Origin of the sequence: Burkholderia sp. AU44665, from assembly GCF_030504405.1 — a bacterium.
GTDB classification, from domain to species: domain Bacteria; phylum Pseudomonadota; class Gammaproteobacteria; order Burkholderiales; family Burkholderiaceae; genus Burkholderia; species Burkholderia semiarida.
In genome coordinates, this window is the sequence record NZ_JAUJRI010000033.1 from 39,062 (window position 1) to 52,605 (window position 13,544).

A 13,544-nucleotide genomic window follows, 5' to 3' on the forward strand; every position below is an offset into this window, starting at 1 on the left:
CGATCGGACTCCATTATCATGGGGGCACCTTGGCCGACCGCCCCGCCCCGATGGACCACCGCGCCGCACCCGATCGATCCCGCCTCGCCGCCGGCCCGTCCGCCGATCCCACGCCGGCCGGCCGCCGCCAGCGCGCGCTGCTGTATGCCGGCGGCGCCGCCGTGACCGTCGCGATCCTGCTCGCCAGCGGACTGATGCTGTACACGATGGCGAGGGAAGCGATCCAGGAGCGCTATACGGGGTTCGGCGTGCGGCATTTTCTCGTCCAGTTCGAATTCAAGCTGCGCACGACGGGCATGGACATGCTCACCACCCACGACGAAAGCGTGTGGCACACGCGCGCGGCCGATCCGGCCGCCGTCGCCGCGCTGGCCGCCGGAAACGGGCGGCTCGAACTGCGCGACAACCCGCGATTCCCGTCGATGCTCGTGCTCGCCGACCTGTCGCCCGAGCGGCCGGCCGCGTCCTATGCGCGCTATCTCGCGATGGCGAGCGACATGAGCTACCGGGTCGGCGCGTACGTCGCGAAGCAGGACGCCGGCCGGCCCGTGGCCGGGTACGCGTACAGCCCCGACCGCCGCTTCGCGATGGTGATCCCGAGCCCGGAACCGGGCACGGCCCCGGCCGAACCGGCGCCCGCTCCGGCGTCGGCGCTGCTGGCCCGGGTCGCCGCCGATCTCGATACGCCCGCGCCGCGCCGGTTCGTGTGGCATGCGCCGGCCTACGACCCCGTGCAGCGCCGCGACGTGTTCCGGATCGTCGGCGCCGCCTACGACAAAGGGGTGCCGCTCGAAGTGCTCGTCTCGACGCTGCCTGTGGACGTGCTGCGCGCGCGGCTCACGACCGACGTCCCGACCAACGCGGCCATCATCGCGAATGCGCACGGCGACACGCTGCTGCGCGTCGGCGCCGCCGAGCACGACGCGGCGACGGTCGCGGCACTCCAGCGTCTCGCGGCACGCACGCGCCCGACGGGCGGCAACGGCATGCGCGCCGCTTACAGCGACGGCCTGTTCGCGCTGAGCCAGCCGATTCCCGACACCGGCTGGACGCTCGTGCAGGCGTTCTCGCTGCGCTCGCTGCTCGCGGCGATCGGCGCGCGCGCGGGCGGCTACGCGGCGATCATGCTCGCCGCGATCGCGCTCGTCTGGTGGCTGCTGGTGCGTTTCGACCGCCGCGTGCTGAAGCCGGACGAAGCGCGCCGCCGCCGCGTGATCGACAGCGAGAACCTGAACCGCACGATCGTCGAGGCCGCGCCGTCCGGCATCGCGCTGCTGTCGCTCGCGGACGGCGCGGTGCTGCTGCAGAACGACACGATGCGCGACTACGACGCGCGCCGCGCGGGCGGGCCGTCGCTGCCGGCGCGGCTGCTCGAGCGCTTCGACCGCTCGGCCGATACCGGCGCGTGGCAGTCGGGCCTGCATGTGTCGCTGCCCACCGCCGACGGCAACGCGGTCGATCTGCTCGTCAATCTCGTGCGCACGCGCTACCGCGACGCGGACGTCGTGCTGTGCAACTTCTCCGACATCACGTCGCAGAAGAACGTCGAACGCGCGCTCGACCACGCGCGGCAGGCGGCCGACGCGGCGAACAACGCGAAATCCGCGTTCCTCGCGACGATGAGCCACGAGATCCGCACGCCGCTGAACGCGATCCTCGGCAATCTCGAACTGATCGGGCGCGAGCCGCTGGCGGACACGCAGCGCGAGCGGCTGCATACGGTCGAGGGCGCGTCGTCGGTGCTGCTCGACCTGATCAACGACATCCTCGACCTGTCGAAGATCGAGGCCGGCCAGATGACGATCGAGGCGATTCCGTTCGATCTCGCCGACACCATCCGGCAGACCGGCGCGATGTTCGAGCCGCTGGCCGCCGCGAAGGGGCTGCAATTCGACGTGTTCGTCGACGATGCGCTGGCGCCGCGCTATCTCGGCGATCCGACGCGCATCCGGCAGATCGCCGCGAACCTCGTCGGCAACGCGATCAAGTTCACGAACCACGGCGAGATCACGCTGGAGGTGTACCTGCGCGACGACGCCGATCCCGCGTCGCCGATCGCGATCGGCGTCAGCGACACGGGCATCGGGATGACCGACGAACAGCGCGCGACGCTGTTCCGCCCGTTCACGCAGGCCGATACGTCGATCACGCGGCGCTATGGCGGCACGGGCCTCGGGCTCGCGCTGACGAAGCAGCTCGCGCAGATGATGCACGGCGCGATCGACGTGAAGAGCGAAGCCGGCCACGGCAGCACGTTCGTCGTCACGCTGCCGCTGCGGGCGGCGACGAGCGAGCAGATCGCCGCGCAGGACGCGGCGCGCGCCGACGATGCCGCGTTGCCGGCCGTCGCCGCGCGCGTGCTGGTGGTCGACGATCATCCGGTGAACCGCAAGTTGCTGCAGGGGCAGCTCGTCACGCTCGGCTATGCGGCGGACGCGGCCGAGGAAGGCGCGGCCGCGCTGCGGTGCTGTACCGATACGCGCTACGACCTCGTGATGACCGACCTGAACATGCCGGGCATGGACGGCTATACGCTGGCCCGCGTGCTGCGCGCGCAGTATCCGGGCCTGCCGGTGGTCGCGGTCACCGCGCATGCGAGCGCGGCCGAGCATGCGCGCTGCGCGGAAGCCGGGATCGTCGCGGTGCTGGTGAAACCGGTGCTGCTCGACATGATCGACCGCACCGTGCGGCGCTTCGCGAAGGGTGCGGCCGCAAGCCGGCCCGCGCAAAACGCGCTGGTCGATCTGGCCGAAGGCCCGTTGCCGCCGGACGTGCACGAACTGTTCGGCGACACGCTCGAGCGTTCGCTCGCGGCGATTCGCGATGCACTCGCGCGCGGCGACGTGCCCGCGCTGCGGGCGGAGCTGCATTCGCTGCGCGGCGCGTTCGCGACGATCCACGAGCATGCGGTGGCCGACGCGGTGCGCGACATGCAGGATGCCGTGCAGGCCGGCGATCCGGCCGTGCTCGACCCGCTGGTCGACCGCACCGAGCGCCTCGCGCGCGACACGCTCCGGCGGCGCGCGGCGCAAGCGCCGCAAGCCTGATCGGCCGCCGTCCGCGACTGTCTTTCCTTCCCTCTCGGCTCCTTTCACGGCCACCCGTCGCGGCGGCCCGTTCGTGCGTTCACGCGTGTAGGACACGCCCTACAAACATCGCATCTCGAATAGGTTTTGGACGACAGATTCGGACGAGGCCGATCCATACCATGGACTCATCAACCTGACGAACTGAAAGGAGTGGGTCAATGAACAAGACGTATCGCAACATCTGGAACACGGCGACGGGCACGTGGACGGCCGTGGCCGAAACGGCGCGCTCGCGCTCGAAGGGCTCGGCGCGCGCGGCACGCCAGGCCTTGGCAGTCCTCGCGCTGGGCAGCGCATCGATCGGCGGCGCGTTCGCGGCCGACGCGTGCACGACCGAGGACGGGAAAGGCGGTTCGCTCGATGCGGCCGGCGTGTGCAAGGTCACGGCTTCGCGCACGATCGGCACGGATGCGATCGGCACGACGGCGACGCTCACCGACGACTACATCAAGGTCAATAGCACCGGACCCGTGGCGGCCGCTACGGGTGCCAACGCCGTTGCGATGGGCCAGTCGGTGACATCCAGCGGATCCAGTTCCGTGGCAATCGGTTCGGGCACCTCGGCGGACGGGCTTCATTCGATGGCGCTCGGCGCATCGTCGCGCGTCGTGGGCAACAGCAACCTGGCCGTGGGCGACGGCGCAACGGTATCGACGCTCACCGCCCCGCCGACGAACGCCATTGCAATCGGTACTCGCGCCAATGTATCCGACGCCGGCGTAACCGGCGCCACGGGTTCGATCGCGATCGGCAATAGCGCATCGGCCGGCGGCACCGGCTCGATCGTGATCGGGACAAGCACGCGCCATTCCGGCTCCGGCGCGACGGTCGTAGGCGCCAACGCGAGCGCAATGGGCGGCGGTTCAGGCGTGGCCATCGGGAACAGCAGTGCTGCGGCGGGTGCGGGCTCGGTCGCAACGGGCCCGAACGCCACGGCCACCGGCACGGGTTCGGTTGCAATCGGCAGCCAGGCCGCGACCACGAACAACAACAGCGTGGCGATCGGCAATACGGCCTCCGGCAGCGCGATCAATACCACCGCGATCGGCGGAAACGCCCGGGCAACGGGCGACAACGCGACCGTGCTCGGCCAGAGCGGTGCCGCAAGCGGCCTGGGGGCGGTCGGCATCGGTTTCCGTGCCAATGCGCAGGGGGACCGCTCGGTCGCGCTCGGCATGGATTCCGTCGCGGATCGCGACAACACCGTTTCCGTCGGCTCGGCCACGCAACAGCGTCAGATCACGAACGTCGCGGCCGGCACGGCGGGTACGGATGCGGTCAACGTGGAGCAGATGAACGCCGCGATCACGGCGGCCGACAAGTATGTCGACATTCGCACCGGCACGTATGCGGCCGACGTGGCCGCCAGCGCCGGTGACAGTGCGACCGCCGTCGGCGCGAACGCAAGCGCCACGGGCCAATCGGCTGTCGCGCTCGGCGGCAATACGACGGCCAGTGCGGCGAATGCGGTAGCCATCGGTACGCTCTCGCGCGCAACCGGCAACAACGCGGTCGCGGTTGGCGTAGGGGCCGCGGCTACCGGAGCGAACACCTCCGTGCTGGGGCGCGGTGCGTTGGCAAGCGGCAACAATTCGGTTGCGCTCGGGACTTGGTCCCTTGCCGATCGCGACAATTCCGTGTCCGTCGGTTCGTCGGGACTTGAACGCCAGGTTACGAACGTCGCAGCCGGTACGCAAGCGACCGACGCTGTGAACGTGAGCCAGCTTCAGCCCGTCGTGACCGCACTCGGCGGCGGCGCCACCATCAACCCCACGACGGGTGCCGTGACCGGCCCGAGGTACACGCTCGCCAACGGCGGCACGCAAACGACGGTCGGCGGTGCGCTCGGCGCACTCGACGGCAACATCACGACGATCAACACCCGGCTCGACGGTCTCTCGAACGGCACGGTCGGCCTCGTCCAGCAGGCCGGCCCGGGCGCGAACATCACGGTCGGCGCGAGCACCGACGGCGCGGCCGTCGACTTCACCGGCACGGCAGGCGCCCGCAAGCTGACCGGCGTCGAAGCAGGCGCGGTCACGGCCACCAGCAAGGACGCAGTGAACGGCTCGCAACTGCACGGCGTGTCGAGCAGCGTGGCATCGGCCATCGGCGGCGGCTCGACCGTGAACGCCGACGGTTCGATCTCGGCACCGAGCTTCACACTCGGCGACGGCAGCGGCGGCACGACCACGGTCACGTCGGTCGGCGGTGCGATCACGAACCTCGACGGTCGCGTCACCACCAACGAAGGCAACATCGCACGCAACACGGGCGACATCGCCGACCTGGCCAGCCAGATCGGTAGCGGTACGGTCGGCCTCGTCCAGCAAGCCGGCGCGGGCGCAAACATCACGGTTGGCGCGAACACCGATGGCGCGGCCGTCGACTTCACCGGCACGGCCGGCGCGCGCAAGCTGACCGGCGTCGACGCAGGCGCGGTCACGGCAGCGAGCAAGGACGCGGTGAACGGCTCGCAACTGCACGGCGTGTCGGACAGCGTCGCATCGGCCATCGGCGGCGGTTCCACCGTGAACGCCGACGGCTCGATCTCCGCGCCGAGCTTCACGGTCGGTGACGGCAGCGGCGGCACGACCACGGTTCACTCGGTCGGCGACGCGGTGACGAACCTCGATGGTCGCGTCACCGTCAACGAAGGCGCGGTCGCGTCGCTGGCCGACCAGATTGGCAACGGCACGGTCGGCCTCGTCCAGCAGGCGGGCCCTGGCGCGAACATCACGGTCGGCGCGAACACCGACGGCGCGGCGGTGAGCTTCATCGGCACGGCCGGCGCGCGCAAGCTGTCGGGCGTCGCGAACGGCGTGAACGACGACGATGCGGTGACGATCGCGCAGTTGAAGGCCACCGGCCTCATCGACTACACGGGCAAGGAAATCGCGGCCGTCACGTATGACGACATCTCGCTCGGCAGCGTGACCTTCGGCGGCACGGGCGGCACGAAGCTGCTCAACGTCGCGCCGGGCCTGATCGCGGCCGGCAGCATGGAAGCCGTGAACGGCGGCCAGCTGCACGACCTTCAGGAGCGGTTCGCGCAGGAATACGCACGACTGGACGGCCGCGTCGGCAACCTCGAATCCGGCGGCGGCTCGGGCGGCGGCGGTGGCGGCAGCGACGGCAACGTCGGCCGCGGCACGGGCGGCGACGGCTCGCTCGTGGTCGGCGATGGCTCGGTTGCGTCGGGCGAGAACAGCACGGCGGTCGGCCAGGGCGCGGTTGCGTCGGGCAACAACGGCTCTGCGGTCGGCCAGGGCTCGGCGGCCAGCGGTTCGAACAGCTCGGCCATCGGCCAAGGCTCGGTCGCATCGGGTTCGGACAGCACGGCCATCGGCCAGGGTTCGAAAGCGACCGGCAACGGTTCGGTGGCGATCGGCGCGGGCTCCGTGGCGGATCGCGACAACAGCGTGTCGGTCGGCTCGGCCGGTCACGAACGCCAGATCACGAATGTCGCGGACGGCACCGCACCGACCGACGCCGTGAACGTGCGTCAGCTGGATCAGCGTTTTGGCGAAACGAACCGGATGATCAACGACGTCGCGAAGAACGCGTACGCCGGTGTCGCGGCGGCGATGGCGATGCCGAACCTGACGCCGTCGCAGCCGGGCAAGACCGTCGTCGCGGCCGGCGCCGCGAACTACAAGAGCGGCTCGGCGATCGCGGCAGGCGCGACCTACCGGACGCGCGACGGCAAGTGGCTGATGAACGGCGCCGTGTCCGTCACGTCGACGGGCGACGCAGGCGTGCGTGCGCAGGTCGGCTACGAGTTCTGACCGGACGGCTCCGCGTCGCGCGGAGCCTCGACCCGAAGCGGGGGAGCGATCCCCCGCTCGTTCGGCCGACGGCCGGTGACGGTTCCGCACGAGCCGCCACCGGCCGTCGGCGCAACGGCTTCGCGTGCGGCCGGCTTGCACGCCGCACGCGCAGCCGTACGCACCGATCTCCACCGCGCGGCGCCCACTGCGCGCCGCAACATGCAGGTACACCGACATGCCAGGAAATTTCCCCATTCGCATCGTGATCGCCGACGACCATCCGGCGGTCGTCATCGGCGCACGTTACGAACTGTCCGCGACGAATACGCTCGCGGTGGTCGCGACCGCCGGCAACTCGACGGAACTGATGGAAGCGCTCGCGAGCCAACCATGCGACGTGCTCGTCTCCGACTACGCGATGCCGGGCGCCGAATTCGGCGACGGCCTCGCGATGTTCACCGCGATCCTGAAGCGACATCCGAATCTGCGCATCGTCGTGATGACGATGATGGAGAATGCGGTGGCGCTGCGCGCGCTGATCGAACTCGGCATCGCATGCGTGGTCAGCAAATCCGATATGACGAGCCACCTGACGATGGCGATTCACGCGGCCTATACGAACGGCCGCTATCTGTCGCCTTCGATGGACCGGATCCTGCGCGCCGCCGGCAACACGGGCGGCAAGGCGCCGGCGTTGTCCGCGCGCGAGCTGGAAGTGATTCGCCTGTTCGCGTCGGGCCTGTCGGTCAACGCGATCGCCGATCAGTTAAGCCGCAGCAAGAAAACGATCAGCACGCAGAAGAGTTCGGCGATGCAGAAACTCGGGATCGAGCGCGACGTCGATCTGGTCCGCTACGCGATTTCATGCGGGCTCGTGTCCGATTACGGTTACGCGACGACGCTGCCGGCCCTCGACGACCATCCGCGCTGACGGTACGGCGACCATTCCGGCGCACGGCCGGCCACGCCCATGGCGCGGATGATCGCGCACCGGGTTCCGCCGATGCGCGAGGCGCGCCGGTCAGTCGGGCTCGGCGCGCCCTTTCTCCTCTCCCGCCTGCTCCCCCGCCTTGCCCTCGCCGCCCGACGCGGCGACGATCCCGTTCTCCATCGCGTAGCGCAACAGGTCGATATCCTTTTCCACGCCGAGCTTCTGCATCGCGCGCGCCTTCTGGGTGCTGATCGTCTTCTTGCTGCGGCTGAGCTTGTCCGCGATCTCGTTGACGGTCATCCCCGACGCATACAGCCGCACGACCTCGATCTCGCGGCTGCTCAGGCTCGGCGCCTGGTCGACGATCCGCGCGCTCGAATGCGCGGACAGCGTGCGCACGACTTTCTCGACCGACGGCGAATAATAGGTGCCGCCCGTGGCGGCCGCATGCACGGCCGGAATCAGGTGATCGATCGCGTCCGATTTGCTGACGATGCACGCGATGCCGAGCCGCACGAGCGCGCCGACCACCGCCGCGTTGTCGAGCATGGTCAGCACCACCAGCTTGACGTCCGGGTAGTTGCGTTGCAGGTAGGAGAACAGCGCGATGCCGTCGCCGTGCACGTTGTCGGGCATCGCGTAGTCGGATACCAGCACGTCGCATACGTTCGCATCGAGCAGCGCGATCAGCTCGGTGGAATTGCCGGCCGTGCCGGTGAGCCGGATCGTCGGCACCGACGAAAGCCCATGCTGAACGCCGACGAGCAATGCCGGGTGGTCGTCGGCCAGTACCACACGTATCTGATAGCTTCCCATAGTCGTCCGAGTGTTCACCGCTGTCGCGGGCGGCCGAACGGCTGCCCGATGGCCGGCGACGGCGCGTGCGCGCCGTTCTTTCTGGATCGTGATTGGGCGCTAGTTTCGCATGAAACCGGGGCCGGCCGCCAAGGCCGCACGGGAGCAGCCCGCCGCGCGGCGCGCCGCCAATGAAAAAAGCCGCCGGCTCGGTGAGAGCGGGCGGCTTGGCATGCCTGCCGGGACAGCGGGGTGCGGCGGTCGATCGCGCCCCGCTCCTCCATCGGCTCGTGACCGACGAAGGCCCTGGCGGCGCCGGCGAACCGGCGCCGCGCGATACGTCAATGCGTCATTTCACGTCCAGGCGGATCTCGACGCGGCGGTTCTGCGCGCGACCGGCTGCGGTCGCGTTGGATGCAACCGGATCGGCCGCGCCGAGGCCTTCCGCGACGAACGAACGGGCCTGCAGCCCGTTCGCGCGCAGATACTCGACGACGGTGCGCGCCCGCGCTTCCGACAGCGCGCGGTTATGCGCGGCGCCGCCGGTCGAATCGGTGAAGCCCGTGATCGACACGCGCGCGAATTCCATGCCGCGATTGGCCGCGATGAAGCGATCGAGATCGTTGCGGGCCTGCGCGGTCAGCGCCGCGCTGTCGGTCGCGAAATTCGCGTCGCCCTGCAGCAGCACCTGGCGCTGCTGAACCGGTTGCGGCGCCGGCTGCTGCGGCGCCGGTGCCGGCGCGGGTTGCGCGACGGGCTGCGGCTTGCCGCAGATGAACGTGATTTCGCGCGGATCCTTCATCGGCGCGCGGCTGTACACGCGGTCGATCATCTCGAGCGGCGTGAAGCCCTGCCCGCGGCAGAACTCTTCGGCCGCGCGCGCACATGCATTCGCGCTGCCGAGCAGCCCGTCGCAACTCACGCGGAAGATGTTGTCCGGCTTGCCCGGCACGGATACCGCGCGAATGTCATAAGTGAGCCCCGATTGCGTCGTACACGCACCGAGCGCCATCGCGAACGCGCCGATCGACGCGACGCGCAAAAGCTTTGAAGTCATGGTCTTGAAATGGCGTCCGCCCGCGGGCGGACGCACTTGTCTGAGAGGGTTGAAAATCGGAACGGCCCCGCACGGGCGGGGCGCACGGCCCCGCCCCGCGCCTTACCACTGGTACGACGCGCCCACGCCAACCGTGTTGCCGCCGCTCGACAGACCCACGCCGGCCTTCATCTTCAGGTTCTGCGTGATGCGAGCCTCGCCGCCGAACGCCACCGCCTGATAGCCCTTGTAGGTCGCGCCGCCGACACCGAACGACAGCGTCTTGCCCGGATCCACGCCCGGGATCATCGTCAGCGCGGTGGCTGCCGCGATACCCGAGTACGCGTTCCTCGACACATCGTTGATCTGGCCCGACAGACCGCCGACCGCACGGTCGAGCTGGCCCTTCGTCGCGCCGTCGTTCGCGTTGATACCGTCCGCGATGTTCACGACGCGGCGGTTGCCGGTGTCGGTGCCGTCGCCGAACGAAACGGTGTTCGCCTCGTTCGCCACGGCGCCCGAGCCGATCGCCACCGAACCGCTGCCGGTCGCGTTCGAGCCGTGGCCGATCGACGTCGCGTTCTCGCCGTTCGCGGCCGAGCCCGCGCCGATGGCCGTGCCGCCGCCGGCGGCCACCTTCGAGCCGGAGCCGATGGCCGTGCCGTCGTTCACGCCGGTGCCGACCGACGAGCCCGAACCTGCCGCCACGTTGCCGGTGCCGGTGCCGGGGTTCGCCGCCGACGAGCCGCCCGCGGTCTGGTCGGTCGCGCCGAAGTACGGGTTGGTGCCCGAACCGCCGCCGTTGCCGTCACCCGGGTTGCCCGGTCGCAGCTCGAGGCCGCCGACGCGGTCGTCGAGATCGCCGATCTTGTCGTTCAGCGCGCTCAACTGCCCGAAGTTCACCGCGTCGTACTGGCTCGTGCCGTCCGCGACGTTCGTCAGCTTCACCGGCGCCGCACCCGTGCCGCCGAGGGTCACCGAGCCGTAGTTCGGCGTGCCGTCGGCATTCAGGTCGTAACGCACCGCGAGCGAATCGGTCGCGCCGTATGCCGCCGCGGCCTGGATCGCCTGCTCGACCGTCGAGTAGCGGTTGCCCTTGACCTCGAAAGACGCGTTGGCGAGCTTGCCGTCCGCATCGACCGTCGTGCCGCCGCCCAGCGTGTCGGCCACGCTCTGCGCGGTGCCGTGCAACTGCGAGCCGTTGATCGCGTCCGTGCTGGTCGCGTTCACCGCACCCGCGGCCACGTTCGTCAGCGTCGTGCCGTTCGTGCCCTTCAGCTTCACTTCGTCGAAGTTCGCCGATTCGTCCGCGTTTTGGCTGTACGTCACCGCCAGCGACGTCACGCCCGCACCCGGATTCGTCGGATCGACCGGTGCGACGAGGCCAGCGTCCTTCAGCTGCGCGACGTTCACCGCGTCGGTATCGTCCGTGCCGGCCGCGACGTTCTTCAACTGCACCGGGCCGGCCGACTTGCCGCCGCCCAGCGTCACCGCGTTGTAGTTCGGCGTGCCGTTCGCGTTGCGGTCGTACGTCACCGCGGCGATCGATTGACCCGTCACCGGATCCACCAGGCCCGAATCGGCAAGCTGGTTGTTGATGACCGTGATGTTCTGCGTGTTGGTCGCAACACGGCCATCCAGGTTGTCGAGCGCGTCGCCGACGTTGCGGTAGTCGACCTTCGTCGCGGCGTTGGCCGGATCGGTCAGCGAATACGTCGGCGCCGTCACGTTGCCGTTGGCGTCGACGGCCGAGCCGCCGCCCAGCGAATCCGCGACGCTCTTCGACACGCCGTACAACTGCGAGCCGTTCACCGCGTCCGTGCTCGCCGCGTTCACCGCGCCGGCCTGCACGTTCGTCAGCGTCGTGCCGTTCGCGCCCCTCAGCTTCACTTCGTCGAAGTTCGCCGAACCGTCCGCGTTCGTGCCGTACGTCACCGCGAGCGATGCCAAACCCGCACCCGGGTTCGTCGGATCGACCGGCGCGACGAGGCCAGCGTCCTTCAACTGCGCCACGTTCACCGCGTCGGTGCCGTCCGTGCCGGCCGCGACGTTCTTCACCTGCACCGGGCCGGCCGACTTGCCGCCGCCCAGCGTCACCGCGTTGTAGTTCGGCGTGCCGTCCGCGTTGCGGTCGTACGTGACCGCGGCGATCGCCTTGCCGTCGTCGCCGATCAAGCCAGAGCCCTTCAACTGGCTCACGTTCACTGCGTCCGCGTCGGCAACACCGGCCTTCACGTTCGCCAGCGTCGTGCCGTTCGTGCCCTTCAGCTTCACTTCGTCGAAGTTCGCCGAGCCGTCCGTGTTCTTGCCGTACGTCACCGCGAGCGACGTCACGCCCGCACCCGGGTTCGTCGGATCGACCGGCGCAACGAGGCCCGAGTCCTGCAACTGACCGAGGTTCACAGCGTCATTGCGGTTCACACCGTCCGCCACGTTCGACAGCGTCACCGGGCCGGCCGACTTGCCGCCGCCGAGCGTCACCGCGTCGTAGTTCGGCGAGCCGTCGGCGTTGCGGTTGTAAGTGACCGCGGCGATCGCCTTGCCGTCGTCGCCGATCAGGCCCGAGCCCTTCAACTGGCTCACGTTCACTGCGTCCGCGTCGGCAACACCGGCCTTCACGTTCGTCAGCGTCGTACCGGCCGTGCCGCCGCCCAGCGTGACCTTGTCCTTCGTCGCGCTGTCGTACGTCACCGCCAGCGACGTCAGGTTGCCGCTGCCGTCGTTACCAATCAGGCCCGCGTCCTTCAACTGACCGAGGTTCAGCGCGTCGCTGTCTTCCGTTGCGTTCGCGACATGCTTCAACTGCGTCGGGTTCGTACCGTCGCCCAGCGTGACCGAACGGTAGTTCGGCGAGCCGTCCGCGTTACGGTCGTACGTGACCGCGGCGATCGCCTTGCCGTCGTCGCCGATCAGGCCAGAGCCCTTCAACTGGCTCACGTTCACTGCGTCCGTGTCGGCAACACCCGCCTTCACGTTCGTCAGCGTCGTACCGGCCGTGCCGCCGCCCAGCGTGACCTTGTCCTTCGTCGCGCTGTCGTACGTCACTGCCAGCGACGTCAGGTTGCCGCTGCCGTCATCGCCCACCAGGCCCGAGTCTTTCAACTGACCGAGGTTCAGTGCGTCGCTGTCTTCCGTTGCGTTCGCGACATGCTTCAACTGCGTCGGGTTCGTACCGTCGCCCAGCGTGACCGAACGGTAGTTCGGCGAGCCGTCCGTATTGCGGTCGTACGTGACCGCGGCGATCGCCTTGCCGTCGTCGCCGATCAGGCCCGAGCCCTTCAACTGGCTCACGTTCACTGCGTCCGCGTCGGCCACACCGGCCTTCACGTTCGTCAACGTCGTGCCGTTCGTGCCCTTCAGCTTCACTTCGTCGTAGTTCGCCGAATTGTCCGCGTTCTGGCTATACGTCACCGCCAGCGATGTCACGCCCGCACCCGGGTTCATCGGATCGACCGGCGCAACGAGGCCCGAATCCTGCAACTGACCGAGGTTCACAGCGTCCTGACGATCCGTACCGTTCGCCACGTGCTTCAGTTGCGTCGCGTTCGTGCCGTCGCCCAGCGTCACCGAACGGTAGTTCGGCGAGCCGTCCGTGTTGCGGTCGTACGTGACCGCGGCGATCGCCTTGCCGTCGTCGCCGATCAGGCCAGAGCCCTTCAACTGGCTCACGTTCACTGCGTCCTTGTCCGCAACGCCTGCCTTCACATTGGCCAGCGTCGTGCCGTCCGTGCCGCCGCCCAGCGTGACCTTGTCCTTCGTCGCGCTGTCGTACGTCACTGCCAGCGACGTCAGGTTGCCGCTGCCGTCGTCGCCCACCAGGCCCGAGTCCTTCAGCTGACCGAGGTTCAGCGCGTCGCTGTCTTCGGTTGCGTTCGCCACGTGCTTCAGCTGCGTCGCGTTCGTGCCGTCGCCCAGCGTCACCG

6 protein-coding genes are annotated in these 13,544 nt (G+C 69.3%); 3 read left to right on the forward strand and 3 right to left on the reverse strand.

Features of this window, described 5'->3' with window-relative positions:
* The first annotated feature begins 50 nt into the window (after window positions 1-50).
* The 3 genes from QZM15_RS32250 to QZM15_RS32260 all read left to right on the forward strand — a co-directional run bounded on the left by QZM15_RS32250 (window position 51) and on the right by QZM15_RS32260 (window position 7,790).
* Entirely contained in the window at window positions 51-3,047 is a 2,997-nt protein-coding gene (locus QZM15_RS32250) for a sensor histidine kinase (protein ID WP_302107930.1), read from the forward strand.
* Window positions 3,048-3,247: 200 nt separating this feature from the next.
* Window positions 3,248-6,877: an ESPR-type extended signal peptide-containing protein gene (locus QZM15_RS32255; protein WP_302107931.1), complete on the forward strand. Its 3,630-nt coding sequence runs from the start codon at window positions 3,248-3,250 to the stop codon at window positions 6,875-6,877.
* Window positions 6,878-7,094: 217 nt separating this feature from the next.
* Window positions 7,095-7,790, forward strand: a complete 696-nt coding sequence (locus QZM15_RS32260) for a response regulator transcription factor (RefSeq protein WP_059576322.1) — start codon at window positions 7,095-7,097, stop codon at window positions 7,788-7,790.
* A 90-nt stretch (window positions 7,791-7,880) separates the two neighbouring features.
* Here the strand turns inward: QZM15_RS32260 and QZM15_RS32265 are convergent, their stop codons facing one another.
* The 3 genes from QZM15_RS32265 to QZM15_RS32275 form a co-directional block, all read right to left on the reverse strand.
* Window positions 7,881-8,606, reverse strand: a complete 726-nt coding sequence (locus QZM15_RS32265; RefSeq protein WP_124864022.1) for a response regulator transcription factor — start codon at window positions 8,604-8,606, stop codon at window positions 7,881-7,883.
* Between the two features lie 328 nt (window positions 8,607-8,934).
* Window positions 8,935-9,642: an OmpA family protein gene (locus QZM15_RS32270; RefSeq protein WP_059638836.1), complete on the reverse strand. Its 708-nt coding sequence runs from the start codon at window positions 9,640-9,642 to the stop codon at window positions 8,935-8,937.
* Window positions 9,643-9,744: 102 nt separating this feature from the next.
* A partial coding sequence (locus QZM15_RS32275) for a YadA-like family protein (RefSeq protein ID WP_302107932.1) occupies window positions 9,745-13,544 on the reverse strand: 3,800 nt, incomplete at its 5' end.

Excerpts from the sequence above, each read along its gene's own strand:
- QZM15_RS32265 (WP_124864022.1), bottom strand. The coding sequence starts at position 8,606 with ATGGGAAGCTATCAGATACGTGTGGTACTGGCCGACGACCACCCGGCA.
- QZM15_RS32255 (WP_302107931.1), top strand. The coding sequence starts at position 3,248 with ATGAACAAGACGTATCGCAACATCTGGAACACGGCGACGGGCACGTGG.
- QZM15_RS32250 (WP_302107930.1), top strand. The coding sequence starts at position 51 with ATGGACCACCGCGCCGCACCCGATCGATCCCGCCTCGCCGCCGGCCCG.
- QZM15_RS32260 (WP_059576322.1), top strand. The coding sequence starts at position 7,095 with ATGCCAGGAAATTTCCCCATTCGCATCGTGATCGCCGACGACCATCCG.
- QZM15_RS32270 (WP_059638836.1), bottom strand. The coding sequence starts at position 9,642 with ATGACTTCAAAGCTTTTGCGCGTCGCGTCGATCGGCGCGTTCGCGATG.